Origin of the sequence: Dactylosporangium sp. NPDC000555 (assembly GCF_040300025.1) — a bacterium.
Lineage (GTDB): Bacteria > Actinomycetota > Actinomycetes > Mycobacteriales > Micromonosporaceae > Dactylosporangium.
The window spans coordinates 86,090-102,915 of the sequence record NZ_JBEPDB010000002.1; the positions used below are offsets into that span (position 1 = coordinate 86,090).

The window sequence follows — 16,826 nt, forward strand, 5'->3', positions numbered from 1 at the left end:
TTCGGCATGGCAGAGGGTGTCGCAGAGGGTGTGATCGACGGGGGACATCAACCGCTCGCACTGCATTGGGCGGCGCGCACCGACGTGGGGCTGGTGCGCGGCACCAACCAGGACTCGGTGTTCGCGGGCGACCGGCTGCTCGCCGTCGCCGACGGGATGGGCGGCATGGCGGCCGGTGACGTCGCCAGCCGGCTCGCCATCGAGGCGATGAGCCCGCTGGACGAGGAGTTCGCCGGCAACGACCTGCTGACCGCGCTGCGCACGGCGGTGTCCGACGCCAACCGGCGCATCCGCGACGAGGTCGAGGCCGACCCGGAGAAGCTCGGCATGGGCACGACGCTCACCGCGGTGCTGTTCTCCGGCGACCGCATCGGGATGGTCCACATCGGAGACTCCCGGGCCTATCTGCTGCGCGGCGAGGAGTTCGGCCAGATCACGCGCGACGACACCTACGTGCAGATGCTCGTCGACGACGGCCGCATCACGCTCGAGGAGGCGGCGACCCATCCGCAGCGCTCCCTGGTCAGCCGGGTGCTGCAGGGGCAGCCGACCGATCCGGTGTACTCCGTGACCGCCGCCCGCGCCGGTGACCGCTATCTGCTGTGCAGCGACGGGCTGTCCGGCGTGCTGCGGGCGGAGACCATCGAGGATGTCCTGCGCGAGTACGCCGACGTCGACGAGTGCGTCGAGCGCCTCGTCGACCTGGCGCTGCGCGCGGGCGGCCCGGACAACATCACCGCCGTGGTCGCGGACATCGTCGGCGACGACGTGCCCGAGCGCAAGGGCCTGCGCGGCCGGCTGCGCTCCTGGCTGGGCCGCGACGAGTTCAGCGGCGCCCGCCTGCCCGCGTGAGCGCCGGCGCCACGAACGGCTCGCCGCGATCGGCCGGATCGTGGCAACCGGCGAATAACCCCGGGCCGCTCCGGTCGTTGAGCACGATGAGCACATCCCTGGCGCTCCCCCTCGCGAAAGCGGCACCGTAGTGGTCGGCAACCTCCACACGTTCTGGATCGTTCTGCTCACCGCGGCGGCGGCACTCGCCGCCGCGGCCGCCATCGGCCCCGTCCCCGGCCTGGTCGCCGTCGCCGCGGTCGCGGGCCCGGCCGCGCTGGTGCGCGCCGGGGAGCTGATCCGGCTGGCGTTGCGCATCCACCGCGGGCGGGGCGGCTTCGGGCCGTGCCGCGGGGCCGGGTTCCTCGGTCTGGGCGCGCTGTTCACCGGTGCCGGGGTGAGCGTCACCGGCCTGCCGTGGTTCGATCCGGGACCGGTCGCCGCCGCGACGACGCTGGCCGCCGTTCCGGCGTACCTGCTGGGCCTGCTGCTCCTTCCGGGCGCCGCGCCGACCCTCGGCGCCCGGCTGCGCCGCCTGGTCGACGGCGCCGGCATCGGCGTCAGCCTGTTCTACTGCGCCTGGGTCCTGGCGCTGGACCGCTCGACGCCGGCCGCCGGGCCGCTGCGCCTGGCGGTCGCGCTGACCGGGTGCGTCGCCGTCGCGGTCGCCGTCTGCACCGGGCTGCGCGCGGTGCGCCACCGCTGGGCCGCCCTGGGCTGCGGTGGTGGCGCGGCCCTGTCGATCGTCGGCGTCGACGCGTACGCCCTGCTGCTCGGCCACCACCGCGCCTGGCCGGAGGCGCCGGGCGTGGTCGTGGCCGGGCTGGTCGTCGCGGGGCTGGCGATGATCGCCGGCCCCTTCCTCATCGTGGCCGGCGCCCGCCGCGCCGACGACGAGCCGACGAGGCCGCACGCCGCCGACGAGGGCGGTTCGTTCGCCGGGTATCCGCTGTTCATCGGCCCGGCCCTGCTCGCGGTCGCGGTGTCGGTGTTCCACCTGCTCACTGGCGGCCGCTTCGACGGCACGTCCGTGGCCCTGGGCAGCGCCGCCTTCGCCGCGCTCGCCGTGCGGGAGTTCCTCGCCGCGCGGGACATCCGGCGATACGCGCAGGCCCTCGCCGGCCGCGAGGCGCGCTTCCGCACCCTTGTCTCCGGATCGACGGACGTGGCGATCGTGCTGGACGCGGACCTCGTCGTGCGCTGGCAGTCGCCGGCCGCCGCCCGCCAGTTCGGCCTGTCCGACCAGGACACGCTCGGCCGGCCCCTGACCGACCTGCTGCACCCGGCCGACGCCGCGCCCGCCATCGCGGCCCTGCGGGCGGTGCTCGACGGCCACCAGCACGCGCTGGTCCAGGCCCGGCTGCGTGACGGCTTCGGCCGCTGGCGGGACACCGAGTCCACGGTCAGCGACCAGCGCGCCGCGCCGGAGGTGGGCGGGCTCGTGGTACACGTGCGGGACATCGGCGACCGCGCCCAGCTCCAGCGCACCCTGGACGAGGTCACCTGGACCGACGACCAGACGGGCCTGGCCAACCGGCGCAAGTTCGTCGCCGCCGCGAGCGAGGCCCGCGCCGGTGGGCGGGACGGCTCACTGCTCGCGCTGGAACTGGAGCGCTTCGAGAGCGTCGCTGACCTGCACGGCCCGGCGGTCGCCGGCGCGGTGCTCATCGAGGCCGCCCGCCGGCTGCGCGTCGCGACCGCCCGCGACGACCTGCCGGCCCGGCTCGGCACTGCGGCGTTCGCGGTGCTGACGGAGGCGCCGCTGGTACACGCCTTCGCCCTCGCCACCCGGTTGGCCACGGCCCTGGCCGAGCCGTTCCACCTGCCCGGCCACACCGTGCACCTGGCCGCCGACGTCGGCGTGGCCGACCTGCTCGGCGCGGGCAGTGTGGAGGAGGCGCTGCGCCACGCCGACGTGGCCCGCCGCCGGGCCCGCCAGCTCGCCCGGGGCCGCGGCGGCGGCCGGGTCGAGTGCTACGACAAGTCGTTCGAGACCGCGCTGGTGCGCCGCACCGAGATCGAGCAGCAGCTACCCGGCGTGATCGGCCGCGGCGAGCTGGACCTGGTCTTCCAGCCCGTCGCCGACCTCGCCACCCGCCAGCCGGTCGGCGCGGAGGCGCTGCTGCGCTGGCGGCACCCGCGGCTGGGCTCGATCCCGCCGGCCGAGTTCCTGCCGATCGCCGAGGAGCTCGGCGGCGGCATCGCCGACGAGATCGGGGAGTGGGTGCTGCACAGCGCGTGCCGGCAGCTGTCCCGCTGGCGCCGCGACGGCCGGGAGCTGTGGATCTCCGTGAACGTCACGGCCCGCCAGCTCACCGGCGACGGCTGGCTGGCCACGGTCGCCACCGCCGTGGACACCCACTGCGTACCCGCCGAGGCACTCGTCGTCGAGGTCGCCGAGGCGGCGCTGCCCGACGACGCGTTCGCGGTCGACCAGCTGGCCGGCCTGCGCGCCCTCGGCGTGCGGACCGCCCTCGACCACTTCGGCACCGGCCCGACGGCCCTGGCCCACCTGCGCCGCCTGCCGATCGATGTACTGAAGATCGACCAGGCCCTGTTCAGCGAGCCCGCCGGCCGCCGCGGCCCGGCCACGCCGATCGTGGACGTGGTCGTGGGGCTGGCGCGGCGCCTGGGCATCGACGTGATCGCGTGCGGCCTGGAGACCGAGTCGCACGTCGACGTGGTACGCGCCGCCGGCTGCCCCCTCGGTCAGGGCTTCCTGATCAGCCCGCCGGACCACGCCGAGCACGTCGAGGCCTACCTGGAGCGGCACCGCATCCCGCTGCTGTAGCGGCACGCCCCTTCGACGGCGCCGAGCCGCGACGGAGGGCGGCTCAGGCCCGGGCGTCGCCGGGCGGCGGCGTCCGCAGCGTCAGGATCAGGTCCAGCACGAGCGCCGTCCAGCCCGTCTGGTGCGCCGCGCCCAGCCCCGCCCCGGTGTCGCCGTGGAAGTACTCGTAGAACAGCAGCAGGTCGTGCCACGCCGGGTCGTTCTGGAAGAGTTCCACGTCGCCGAAGACGGGGCGGTGGCCGCGCTCGTCGTCGAGGAACAGCCGGACCAGGCGGCGGGACAGGTCGTCGGCCACCGCGTCGAGCGTCGCCATCCGGCCGCTGTTCGCCGGGTACTCCACCTGCAGGTCGTCGCCGAAGAACTCGGCGAAGCGGCGCACCGCCTCGATCAGGATGTAGTTGACCGGCATCCAGATCGGGCCCCGCCAGTTCGAGTTGCCGCCGAAGAGGCCGCTCGTGGACTCGCCGGGCTCGTAGCCGACGGTGTACTCGTGGTCACCGAGCTGCACCGTGAAGGGCTCGTCCTTGTGCGCCCGGGAGAGGGTGCGCAGCCCGTACGGCGAGAGGAACTCCTCCTCGTCCAGCATCCGCTGCAGGATGCGGATCAGCTGGTCCGGCCCGACCATCGACAACAGTCGCAGCTGCTGGCCGCCGCGGCTCTTCTTCGCCCCGACCACGTCGCCGTACTCGGGCTTGTTGGTCAGGAACCAGCGCAGCCGGGCGGCCACGTCGGGCAGCCGGCGCAGGGTCGAGGAGCTGATGATCGTGGTCGCGGTCAGTGGCAGGAGACCCACGACGGAACGCACCTTGAGCGGGATCTGTTGCCCGTCGGCGGTGCGCAGCACGTCGTAGAAGAACGCCTCCTGCTCGTCCCACAGCCCGAACTCGTAGGCGGCGTCGGCGATGTAGGCGAAGTGCTCGAGGAACTTGGCGGCGATGTCCTCGTACACCCGGTCGTGCACGGCGAGGGTGAGCGACATGTCGAGCAGGTTGAGGGCATACATCGCCATCCAGGCGGTGCCGTCGCTCTGCTCGAGCCGGCCGCCGACCGGCAGCGCGGCGGAGCGGTCGAACGGCCCGACGTTGTCCAGGCCGAGGAAGCCGCCCTCGAAGACGTTGTTGCCCTCCGCGTCCTTGCGGTTGACCCACCAGGTGAAGTTCAGCAGCAGCTTGTGCAGCACCCGGGCGAGGAAGTCGAAGTCGCGCGAGCCGTCCAGCACGAACACCCGCAGCGCGGCCCAGGCGTGCACGGGCGGGTTGACATCCCCGAACGCCCACTCGTAGGCCGGGATCTGCCCGTTGGGGTGCATGTACCACTCGCGCAGGAGCAGCAGCAGCTGCTCCTTGGCGAAGCCGGGGTCGACGCGGGCGATCGCCACACAGTGGAAGGCCAGGTCCCAGGCGGCGTACCAGGGATACTCCCACGGATCGGGCATGGACAGCACGTCGCAGCTGTTCATGTGCCACCAGTGGCTGTTGCGCCCGTAGCGGCGGCTGTCCGGCGGCGGCTCGGAGACCGGGTCGCCCTGTAGCCAGCGCGCCACGTCGAAGTGGAAGAACTGCTTGCCCCACATGAGCCCGGCGACCGCCTGCCGGACGATCATCTTCTCCTCGGCGCCGGCCGCGGCGGGCACCAGCGCGTCGAAGTACGCGTCGGCCTCGGCCTTCCGCCTGGACATCGTGGACTCGAAGCCGGCCCTCAGGTCGGCCGGGGCGAGGTCCTTGGCGCCGGGGGCGTTGAGGTTGAGCCGCAGCCGGATCTCGTGCGAGCCGCCGGCGGGCACCGAGATCTGGTAGTACAGCGCGGCCTTGGTGCCCACGCCGTCGGGGTTGACGCTGTCGGCGCCGTGGATGACGTGGTCGCCGATGCCGTCCTTGGGATACTCGCGGCCGGGCTTGCCCCAGATCCGCAGCCCGTTGGTCTCGTTGTTGCAGAACAGCGGGCGCGGCGTGCCGTCGCCGGTGAGCGCGAGGCGCCCGAGCAGCCGGTGCTCGGCCAGCAGGCCGTTGTCCTTGGCGCGGATCTCCGGCATGTAGTCACGGCCGGGCAGCCCCCACGCCCAGGTGTTGCGGAACCACAGCGTCGGCAGGAGGTGCAGGGTTGCCGGGTCGGGCCCCATGTTCCGGATGTGGATGCGGATGCACATGTCGGTCGGGCCGGCCTTGGCGTAGTCGACCTCGACCGCCCAATACCGGTCCTCGCCGAAGATGCCGGTGTCGACGAGCTCGTACTCCGGCTCGGCACGCCCGCGCCGGCAGTTCTCCGCCACCAGGTCGTCGTATGGGAACGCCTGCTGGGGGTAGTGGTAGCGCCACTTCATCCACGAGTGCGTCGGCGTGGAGTCCAGATACCACCAGTACTCCTTGACGTCCTCGCCGTGGTTGCCGAGGTCGCCGCCGAGGCCGAACATCCGCTCCTTGAGGATCGCGTCCTTGCCGTTCCACAGGGCGAGGGCGAAGCAGAACGTCTGCCGGTCGTCGCAGATGCCGGCCATGCCGTCCTCGTTCCACCGGTACACCCGGGACCGCGCGTGGTCGTGCGGGAAGTGGTCCCAGGCCGTGCCGTGTGCGCTGTAGTCCTCGCGGACCGTGCCCCAGGCGCGCTCGGACAGGTAGGGCCCCCAGCCCCGCCATGGACGCTCCCCGCTGTCGGCTTCGGCCAGCCTCCGGCGCTCGGCGTTCCCATCGTCCTCGATCACGCGGCTATTCTCCGTTGTTCATGTCTCGGTCAAGTAGAGACCCGACCCTTCACCCCTTACGTGGCATTTGTTACTACACCAAGCCGCCCCTTGATCAATAGTTTTGTGGCGAACCGCTCGCCGATCGCCACCCCCAGCCACCAAGATTGTGCGCATGGTGGTGTTCGGTGTCCAGGTATGTGGTGATTTGTCGTTTGGAGCGTCGCATGAGTGGCTTGTCCCGGATGGGGCCGGCGGCTACGCGATGGGCACCGTGCCCGGGCTGCGGACCCGGCGGTACCACGGGCTGCTCGTGGTCGCCGAGCCCGGTCAGCCCGGCCGGCGCCACCTCGGCCTGGCCGCGCTCGACCCGGTGCTCACCCTGCCCTCCGGCGCCACCGTCGAGCTCGCGGTGCACGAGTGGGCCGGCGGCGTCGTCAGCCCCGCCGGGCACACCCTGCTGGAGCGCTTCGATCTCGTCGACGGGCTGCCCCGCTGGCGCTGGCGGATCGGCCCGGTCGTGATCGAGCGCGAGTTGGCCATGGTGCACGGCCGGGCGCACCTCGGCGTCGTGCACCGGCTCGTCAGCGCGCCGGGCCCGGTCACGCTCGCCCTCAAGGCGCTGGTCACCTGGCGCGACGTGCACGGCGAGCGCACCGCCGGCGGCCCCGCCCCGCACGTCGAGGCGCACGACGCCGGGGCGGTGATTGAGCGCTCCTTCAGCATCGCCGGCCCCGGGTTCACCGGGATCGGGCAGTGGTATCGCGGGGCGCACGCCCGCCTGGAGCGGGAGCGCGGGCTGGCGGCGCAGGAGGACCTGTGGTGCGCCGGGCAGTTCACCGCGCGGCTGGAGCCGGGGGAGAGCATCGAGGTCGAGGCGTGGGCCGGCACGGACGCGGCGCTCGGCGCACAGCGCATCGTCGAGCGGGCCCGGCGGCGGGCCCGGGCGCTGACCCACGACGCCGCCGACGGGGTGGACCGCGCCCTGGTGCTCGCCGCCGACGCGTTCGTGGTCGCCGGCGCCGCGGGCGCGCCCGACGTCATCGCCGGGTACCCGTGGTTCGGCACGTGGTCGCGCGACACGATGACCTCCTACGAGGGCCTCTTCCTGTCCACCGGGCGGTACGACGAGGGCCGCGAGCTGCTGCGCGCCTACGCCGCCACGCTCGACGACGGCATGCTCGCCAACACCGCCGACACCGGCCGCACCGAGCACAACACCGTCGACGCCACCCTGTGGTTCCTGCACGCCGTCGAGCGGCACGTGGCCGGCAGCGGCGACGACGACCTGGCCGCGGAGATCCTCCCCGCGCTCGACGAGGTGGTCGCCGCCCACCTGCGGGGCACCCGCTACGGCATCCGGGCCGACGCCGACGGGCTGATCACGCAGGGCGCCCCGGGCGTCGCGCTCACCTGGATGGACGCCCGGGTCGACGGGGTCCCGATCACGCCGCGGGCCGGCAAGCCGGTCGAGGTGAACGCGCTGTGGATCAACGGGCTCGGCGCGATCGCGGCGCTGCGCGAGCGCCTCGGCCGCGACGCCGGCGACACCCTCGCGCTGCTGCGCCGGGCGCGGGAGAGCTTCGAGCGGCGCTTCCCGTTGGAGCGGGGGGCGCGGCTGTACGACGTCGTCGACGGCCCGGCGGGCGACGACCCCTCGCTGCGGCCCAACCAGCTGCTGGCGTGGAGCCTGCCCCGCGGCCCGATGCGTGGCCGGCCGGCGCCCGGGGCCGCGTCGGCTCTGCTCACACCGCTCGGGCCGCGCAGCCTCGCGCCATCGGACCCGGCCTATGTGGGTGCCCACGCGGGCGGGCCGGCGCAGCGTGACGCCGCCTACCACCAGGGCACGGTGTGGCCCTGGATGATCGGTCCGTACGCGGACGCCCACCCGGCCACGTCCGCGCACCAGCACGACGAGCTCCTGCGGGGCCTCGAGGCGCACCTGTGGGAGTGGGGTGTCGGTTCGGTCAGCGAGACGGCGGACGGGGACCCGCCGCACCGGGCGACGGGCTGTCCGTTCCAGGCCTGGTCGGTCGCGGAGACCCTGCGTGTGCGAAGGAACGCCGAGCCCGTACGGCGGAATGTCGGCTGACCGTTACACCGAAGAAACCAGATTTGCCGCAGCGGTAACCCTCGCCGGGCAGGATGAGACGCAAACCCACCCAACAGCTCACACGCGGGGGCGAAAACGCGTGTGTACCCGCTGTCGCGCGTGGGTATTTAGGCGACCGTTTTGATCAACGATCTGTGGGGGCGGCCACGTGAGCGAGACCATCGGGACCGGGAATCGACAACCGTTGCGCATTCTGATGCTCTCGTGGGAGTACCCGCCCGTGGTCGTGGGTGGCCTTGGCCGCCACGTCCACGCCCTGGCGACGTCCCTGGTGACGGCGGGACACGAGGTGACGGTCGTGACGCGGCACGCGCCCGGCGCGCCGCTGGAGGAGTACGCGGAGGGCGTGCGGATCGTGCGGGCCGCCGAGGACCCGCCGCTGTTCCCGCTGACGACCTCGACGCTGCTGGCCTGGACCATGGCGTTCAACCACACGCTGACGCGGGCCGCGTTGCGCGCCGCGTCCACCGGCGACTACGACGTGGTCCACGCCCACGACTGGCTGGTCACGCACACCGCGGTGACCCTCAAGGAGTCCCTCGACCTGCCGCTGGTGGCGACGATCCACGCCACCGAGGCCGGGCGGCACCAGGGCTGGCTGCCCGACGAGATGAACAAGTGCATCCACTCCGTCGAGTGGTGGCTCGGACACGAGGCGTGCCGCGTCGTCGTCTGCTCCGAGTACATGCGCTGGGAGGTCACGCGGCTGCTCGACCTCGCGCCGGCGCGGGTGTCGGTCGTGGCCAACGGCGTGGACGCGAGCGTCTGGCGGGCGCCGTCCCGGGCGGTCAACGCGGCCCGGGCGCGGTTCGCCGCCGACGGGCCCCTGCTGGGGTACGCCGGGCGGCTCGTCTATGAGAAGGGCGTGCAGGACCTCATCGCCGCGCTGCCGGAGCTGCGGGCCCGGCACAACGGACTGCGGGTCGTCATCGCCGGCGACGGGCCGCACCGCGCCGAGTTGCAGGAGGAGGTGCGCCGGCTGCGGCTGCAGCGCGCGGTCAGCTTCACCGGCTTCATGGGCGAGGGCGAACTGCCCGCGCTCATGGCCGCCACCGACGCCCTCGTCGTGCCGAGCATCTACGAGCCGTTCGGCATGGTCGCCCTGGAGGGCGCCTCCGCGGGCGCGCCGCTCGCCGTCGCGGCCACCGGCGGGCTCGCCGAGATCGTCGAGCCCGGCGTCACCGGCGTGACGTTCCCGGCCAAGACCCCCGACGCGCTGGCCGCGTCCGTCGGCACCCTGCTGGAGGACGAGCCGTTCGCGCGCCGGGTCGCCAAGCGGGCGCGCTCGATGGTCAGCGAGCGCTACGGCTGGTCGACGATCGCGAACAACACCGCCGACGTGTATGCCACCGCGATCACCGAGGCGCCGGGCTTCGCGGCGAGGCAGGCCGCCGCGTTCCTCGAGCACGGCCGACCACGGATCGTCGTACCGGAGGGTAATCTCCTGACGCTGTGATCGAGCGGCGGACGGATCGAACGGATATATCGGATTTCTGACGGTCCCGGCGATGCGATTCGCCGGGGTCGTCGCATTTGGGTCTCGCCACGGCGTTGCTTCCCCGGTACGGTTCCCACGTACAGCGACCGGAGTCGATCAGGACGGCAACTGGGTTGAGCGGCAGCGCCGACGAGGTACTCGGCAACAGGTACCGGCTGATCGCACCCGTCGGCACCGGCGGCATGGCCGTGGTGTGGCGGGCCCGCGATCTCGTGCTCGACCGCGACGTCGCCGTCAAGCTGCTCGCCGGGGAGCTGGCGAGCAAGGCCGGCAACCGCGAGCGGATTCGCGCCGAGGCCCAGGTGGTCGCCCGGCTGCAGCACCCCAACATCACCGCCGTGCACGACTACGGCGAGGCCGGCGACCTCGCCGCCGGGCGCAACGGCCGCCGCCCGTACGTGGTCATGGAGCTGCTGGAGGGCGAACTGCTCTCCGACCGGCTGCGCTCGGGGGCGATGTCGTGGCGCCGCGCCACCCAGATCTGCGCCCAGGTCGCCGCCGGGCTCGCCGCCGCACACGAGCGCGGGGTCGTGCACCGCGACATCAAGCCCAGCAACGTCATGCTCACCCGCGCCGGCGCGAAGATCCTCGACTTCGGCGTCGCCGGGCTCGCCGGCTCCTTCGACCCCGACGACGAGCGCGACGGCACCGTCTTCGGCACGCCCGCGTATCTCGCCCCGGAGCGGCTGCTCGGCGGCGGCGTCGTCCCGGCCACCGACGTGTACACCGTCGGGCTGCTGGTTTACCGCTGCCTGACCGACCGGCTGCCCTGGCACGCGGATACGCCGACGCAGATGATCGCCAACCACGTGTACGAGCCGCCGCACCCGCTGCCGGAGATCCCCGGCCTGCCGCCCGAGGTGGTCCGCCTGGTCGGCCGCTGTCTGGCCAAGGACCCCGCCGCCCGGCCGCCCGCCGTCGACGTGGCCCGGGTGCTGGCCGGGGCGACCGGGATCCACGTCGTGCTGCCCGGCGAGGACGGCTCCTCCACGCAGGAGGTGCACGCGCCGCCGGACGCCGAGCCCCGGTGGGGGCTGCCCGGTCCTCGCCGGCCGCGCAGCGCCCGCTGCAACGCCCGCCGCACGTGGGTGGCCGTCGCGGCGACCGTGGCGGCGGCCGGCGCCACCACCGGCATGATCGTGTGGAAGCCGTGGGCACCCAAGCCCGGCTGCAACGTCGACTTCTACATCCACCCGCAGTTCGGCCCCAAGGTCGACAGGCCGTTCGAGGCCCGGGTCACCGTCGCCAACGTCGGCAATCGCACCCTCGACCGGTGGACGCTGCGCTTCGTCTTCCGCGGCGGCCAGACGGTCGACCGCGTCGAGGGCGCCGGCCAGTACCAGCCCGGCGTCGGCGGCCAGGTGGTCACCGGGCAGGCGCCGCTACCGCCCGGCAAGGCGGTCACCTTCGGCGTGTGGGGCCACGGCGGCACCCCGCGTCCGCCGAGCGACTTCATGCTCAACGACGTCCCCTGTGACCAGCGCACCGCCCATCGCGGGCCGCAGGACTCGCTCCCGGCGATCACCGAGATCGTCGACGCGCCGGCGGAGAAGTCCCGCCCGCCGACCAACCAGCAGGGCCCGCCGCCGGGCGGCGACCCGAACAATCCTGGCCCGCCGCCGCCCGGCGGTGACCCGAACAACCCCGGCCCGCCGCCCGGCGGCGACCCGAACGACCCGGGCCACCACACCGGCCGGCCGGGCCTGCCGCCCGGCTACGTCGCGACCACCCTGCCGGCCCAGCGCGCCCGCCGCAAACCGGGCCCGGGGTGAGGCGAAGAGTCCGCTGAAGATCGTCGCGGGTGGTGATCGGCGGCGCCGCCGCATGGGGGACAATGGTCCGATGCGATTCGGTGTTTTGGGCACGGGACACTGGGCGACGGTCACGCAGGCGGCCGCTCTCTCGACACACCCCTCGGCGACACTCGCCGGCGTCTGGGGCCGCAGCCCTGACAAGACGGCCGACCTGGCGTCGCGATACGGGGTGCCCGCGTATGACGACGTCGACGCGCTGTTCCGCGACGTCGACGCCGTCGCGATCGCGCTGCCGCCGGACGTGCAGGCGCCGCTCGCCGTGCGGGCCGCCAGGGCCGGCAAGCACCTGCTGCTCGACAAGCCGGTCGCCCTCGACCCGGTCGCGGCCGATCAGGTCGTCGCCGCCGCCAAGGAGGCGGGGGTCGCCTCCGTCGTGTTCTTCACCAACCGGTTCGTGCCGTCGATCGAGGCGTTCCTGGACGACAATGCGGCCCTCGGCGGCTGGTATGCGGCCCACGGCACGATCTACACCTCGATCTTCCAGCCCGGGAGCCCCTACGCCGAGTCGGTCTGGCGCAAGCAGCACGGCGGCCTGTGGGACCTCGGCCCGCACGCGCTGTCCGTGATACTGCCGCTGCTCGGCCCCGTGGTCGACCTCTCCGCCGCCGAGGGGCCGCGCGACACCGTCCACCTGCTGCTGCGCCACGAGGGCGGGGCGGCGAGCACGCTCTCCCTCACCCTCGACGCCGCGCCGGACGCCACCAGCTTTGGCTTCTCGTACTTCGGCGAGCACGGCGCCACGACCCTGCCCGAGTCGGACATCACCCAGGTCGAGGCGTTCGGCGCCGCGGTGTCGGCCCTGCTCGACTCGGCCACGACCGGCGTGCCGCACGTGTGTGACGCCGCCTTCGGCGCGCAGGTGGTGCACATCCTCGCCGCCGCCGAGAAGGCACGGAGCACGTCGACGATCGTCGCGGTCTGAACCGCCGGATCGGCGCGGTCCCGACCGCCGGGGCCGCGCCGGACAAGTCACGATGCCCGGCGGCGTCGTGACTTGTCCGGAACGTCATCACTCGGCCATAGGCGGCCGAGTCGAGCCGTCTCAGCGCATCCGGCCGATCGTGGCGCGCAGGCGGCCCAGGTCGCGCAGGCGGCGCTCGTACGTCACCGCGAACCCGACCAGCAGCGCGCCCCCGATCGCGAGCGGCGCCCACCTCGGCAGGTAGTCCCAGTACACCCGGATCTCGTGGCCGACGAGCACCGCGAGCACGGCCCCGCCGACCCCGATCGGCGCCTTCAGCCGCAGCCGCGCGCCGGCCAGCACCACGCCGATCGCGGCTGTCCCCAGCAGCAGCCGACGCCCCGGATCGCCCGGCGTGACGAGCACCAGGGCCAGGCTGGGCACGAACCCGGCGAGCAGCCCCGGCCCGAACGCCGACCAGCTGGTCAGCTCCGGGTTGCGCCGCGCCGCGAACCACCCGGCGACCACGGCGGCCGCCCCCACCGGCACCGTGTACGCCTCGGTCAGGGACACATTCCCGGCGATGAGCACCAGCTCGTACGCGAGCAGCTCGGCCACGATCGCCGCCGCCGTGTAGGCAATCCGCGCTCCGCCGGCGAGCGCCCGCAGGCCGAGCGCCACGCCCCAGAGCCCGGCGACCCCGGCCGCCGCTGCCGCGTCGCCGGCCGTGAGCAGCGCCGCCACCAGGGCAGCGGCGTGCGCGACGGCGTCGAGCAGGCGCCCCTCGGCCCCCGCCTTCCGAGCGCCGCGTCCGCCGGTGGACCCGGCCGGCAGCGGGCGGCCCCGCAGCAGCCGGCCGGCGGCGAGGGCGATCGCGGCGGCGAGCAGCACCCAGTACGCCGCCGCGCGTAGCGGGAGGTCCGCGGCCCGCGCGGCGGCGAACGCCAGCCACACGCCGCTCACGCCGGCGACCGGCCAGGCCAGGACGCGGGCGACGGCGGTGCGCCCCAGCACGCCGGCGAGCACCGCGGCGGCGACGATCGCGCCGAGGGCGGACAGGGTCGTCGCCGGCGCGGCCAGGCAGCCGGCCAGGCCGGGCACGATGCCGGACCAGCAGGTCACGACGCCGAGCGCGGCGCCTCGCGAGGGGCGGCGCAGCGCCGCGGCGAGCGCGGTGACCAGGCCCGCGGCGAGGGTGACCGCCGGCACCACGGGCCACGGTGCCCCGGCCGCCACGCACGCCAGGACCAGGCCGAGGGCGGCGGGCGGCGCCGCGAGGTTCCAGGCCGCCGCGCCGACCCGCCGGGCGACCAGCACCGCCAGCACGGCCAGCACCGCGAGGGTGACGGCCGCCGCGGCCGGGCCGAACGCGGGCGGGGTAGCGGCCCACCATTCGCCGCCGCGAGGGCTCAGCCCCACGCCCGCCGGCGCGCCCCGCCAGACGGCGCCGAGCCAGGCCAGCGGCTGCAGCAGCGCATCGGCGGCCGCGGGGACCAGCGAGACCGCCGCCAGAATCACCGGCACCACCGCGGGAGCCGCATGGCCGAGCCGGACCGCCCCGCGACCGTCACCCGCGAGCGGCGGCGCCCCGCTGGGAGAGCGCTCGGCGCCCGTGTCACCGACGGCAGACGATCCGACGGCGCTGCCGGCCACCGGCGTCGAGCCGGGCGATGGTTGGGCGTCGCCGGTGTGCGGCAGGGTCCGGGCCGGCTCGCCGGTCGGTGGTGTCCAGCTCGCCTCGCCGGTCGGTGGCGTCCTGTCGGGTGATGGTTGGGCGTCGCTGGTGTGCGGCGGTGTCCGGGCCGGGTCGCCGGTCGGTGGTGTGCTGGTGGCATCGGCGGCGGCTGGTGGTGCCGTGGCGGGCAGTGGCGCCACGGCGTTCTCGGTGGCGGCCGCCGTCTGCGGTGGGCGGAAGCCGCGGGCGGCGAGCCAGGTGCCGGCGAGGGCGGCGGCCGCGTACGTGCCGAACCAGGTCGTGCCGTCGTTGTCCGCCGACACCAGGGTCGCCGCGAGCGTCACGCCGGCGCCCGCCGTGGCGGTGGCGATCGTGCCGGCGACGCGGGCGCGGTTGCCGAGCAACAATGCCGCGGCGGTCAGCATCGCCAGGCCGGCCGCGGCGCCGAGCAGGGCGGACGGGAGGGGGCCCGATTCCGCGGTACCGAGGCGGAGGAGGCGGAATGCGGCGGCGGTCGTGACGGGCAGGCAGAGCAGGGCCACGGCGGCGGCCGGGAGGCTCAGGTAGCGCTCGGTCGCGCGGACGGCGACCACCGTGGACAGTCCACCGAGGACGGCGTACACCAGCAGGGTCGCGAGCGGGGTGGCGAGGCCGGCGAGCGCCAGATGCGTGGCCACGAACGGGATCGCCACGGCGGCCCCGCGGACGGACGTGAGCGCGATCGCGACCAGCGCCGCCAGTGTCACGGCATCCACAGTGGCCACCAGGGCGGTGGTGGGGGCCGGAAGCGCCGCGGGGGCGGCGAAGGCGACCAGCACGGCGGCTGTCAACGGTACCGCGCGGTGGCGCAGCGACAGCCAGAGCGCGGCGGCGAGCAGGACCAGCGCGACCGGCTCCTGCCAGTCGAACAGGGGCTGCGGCGGGCCCCCGAGCGGCGCCTCGTCCGGGTGCCATGCCGGCAGCGCGCGGACGGCGGTCCGGATGGCGGCGAGGGCGGCGAAGTGCACGTACGGCGCGGCGAACCCGCCGGCCACCACCAGGGCGCCCACCCGGACGCCGCGGCGGACCCGCTGCGGCACGACGATCGCGGCCGCGGCGATGAGCAGCGCGAGTGCGGCGAACGCGACGTAGCGCTGGTGCGGGAACACCTCCGCGACCAGTCGCGCCCCGGCCACCGCGACGATGCCGGTCGCCACCCCGGCGCCCGCCTGCGCGGTGCGCTCGTGGGACAGCCCGGCCACCACGACCAGCGCGGCGAGCAGCACCATGGCCCCCGCGGCGCGCGCGGCCGCGGGCACACTGTCCGCAGTGGCCAGCGCGTGCAGCCCGGGCGGCAGCGCCGACAGGACCGCGAGGCCCGCCGGGATCCAGGCGGCCTTCTCCACGGTACGGCCCAGCAGCACGCCGATCGCCGCCATGCACACGAACACCAGCGTCCAGCCGGCCGCTCCGAAGCCGCGGTGCACCGCGAGCAGCGGCAGCACGGGCTGGAGCGCCGCGACGGCGGCCAGGCGCGGCGCGCGCAGGCGGGTGAGGGCCGCGTACCCGCCGGCGACGGCGGCGGTGAAGGCGAAGGTCAGCCCCGCGTACGTGGCCGGGGTCGTGGCCCGCGCGAGGCCGGCGAGGTCGACGTACCAGGCGGAGTACCCGTCGAGGAGCACCAGCAACACCCCGAGCGCGGCGAACGTCTCCGCGGTGGCTCGCAGCCGCCGGCCGAGCGCGACCGGCGGGACGGCGAGCGTGATGAGCGTGACGACGGCGAGGATGGCGGCGCGGCCGAGGACGCCGAAGCTGGCCCAGGCCACGACGGCGAAGACGATGGCGGCGCTGCCCAGCAGCAGGCCGCCGAGGACGAACAGGATGTTCTGGACGGTGCGCGGGGTGGCCTCGGGCCGCTGCCCGAGGATCGTCTCGTGAGGCGGCAACGGCCCGACCGGGCTCCCAACCGCCGCTCTCGCCGGCATGGCACCGGCCCCCGCCATCGCCGGCGCGGGTGCGCTGCTCGTCCCCGCTGCCCTTGCCAACGCGGCGCCGGCCCATGCCCCTGCCGGCGCGGCGCCGGTCCCCGTTCCTGCCGGCGTGGGGCCGGTCCCCGTTCCTGCCGGCGTGGGGCCGGTCCCCGCGGCTGCCGGCGTGGCGCCGGCGCCATGCACCGGAAATTTCGCGATATCAGGCGCTATAGTGGCAATTTCCGGTTTCATGGCACGCGCGGCGGCGACGACGGCGTTCACCCGGGCGGCGAGCATGTTGCGCTGCGACTGGATGTCGTTGAACCGCTGCACGGCGGCGCCGTAGCGGGTGCGGGCCGCCTCTACCGCGGCGTACAGCTCGAGGGTTCGTTCGTTGAGTCGCACGACCTCGGCGGCGTCGGGGTAGGGCGGCCGGCCGCAGCCGCTGCAGCCGGCCTCGAGCCCGGCGGGCGCGCCGCAGAACGGGCAGGGGTAGCTCACCATGTCGCACAGCATGAGGCCTGGCGGCGACGGGGCGAATCGGTTGGGCTACTCAACCGTGTCTGAGTACCGACCG

The 16,826-nt window shown here is 74.7% G+C and carries 7 protein-coding genes and 1 pseudogene; 6 read left to right on the plus strand and 2 right to left on the minus strand.

What is annotated here, in order from left to right; genetic code table 11:
* Positions 1-6: 6 nt before the first annotated feature.
* A pseudogene (locus ABT297_RS02455) lies at positions 7-795 on the plus strand (PP2C family protein-serine/threonine phosphatase); the annotation flags it as partial.
* Positions 796-982: 187 nt separating this feature from the next.
* Positions 983-3,622 (plus strand): putative bifunctional diguanylate cyclase/phosphodiesterase, encoded by a 2,640-nt coding sequence (locus ABT297_RS02460; protein WP_350543742.1) that lies wholly within the window; start codon positions 983-985, stop codon positions 3,620-3,622.
* Between the two features lie 43 nt (positions 3,623-3,665).
* Here the strand turns inward: ABT297_RS02460 and ABT297_RS02465 are convergent, their stop codons facing one another.
* Entirely contained in the window at positions 3,666-6,320 is a 2,655-nt protein-coding gene (locus ABT297_RS02465; protein WP_350543744.1) for an MGH1-like glycoside hydrolase domain-containing protein, read from the minus strand.
* Positions 6,321-6,474: 154 nt separating this feature from the next.
* Here ABT297_RS02465 and ABT297_RS02470 point away from each other — a divergent pair, with 154 nt between their 5' ends.
* From ABT297_RS02470 to ABT297_RS02485, 4 genes are all read left to right on the plus strand, one after another.
* On the plus strand, positions 6,475-8,391 hold the full coding sequence (locus ABT297_RS02470; RefSeq protein WP_502885474.1) for an amylo-alpha-1,6-glucosidase: 1,917 nt from the start codon (positions 6,475-6,477) through the stop codon (positions 8,389-8,391).
* Between the two features lie 217 nt (positions 8,392-8,608).
* A complete protein-coding gene (locus tag ABT297_RS02475) occupies positions 8,609-9,868 on the plus strand; it encodes a glycosyltransferase family 4 protein (RefSeq protein WP_350544101.1) in 1,260 nt (419 codons plus the stop codon).
* A 155-nt stretch (positions 9,869-10,023) separates the two neighbouring features.
* Entirely contained in the window at positions 10,024-11,682 is a 1,659-nt protein-coding gene (locus tag ABT297_RS02480) for a protein kinase domain-containing protein (protein WP_350543748.1), read from the plus strand.
* A 70-nt stretch (positions 11,683-11,752) separates the two neighbouring features.
* On the plus strand, positions 11,753-12,646 hold the full coding sequence (locus tag ABT297_RS02485; RefSeq protein ID WP_350543750.1) for a Gfo/Idh/MocA family protein: 894 nt from the start codon (positions 11,753-11,755) through the stop codon (positions 12,644-12,646).
* Positions 12,647-12,766: 120 nt separating this feature from the next.
* Here ABT297_RS02485 and ABT297_RS02490 read toward each other — a convergent pair whose 3' ends face one another.
* A complete protein-coding gene (locus ABT297_RS02490) occupies positions 12,767-16,753 on the minus strand; it encodes an SCO7613 C-terminal domain-containing membrane protein (protein WP_350543752.1) in 3,987 nt (1,328 codons plus the stop codon).
* Between the last annotated feature and the right edge of the window lie 73 nt (positions 16,754-16,826).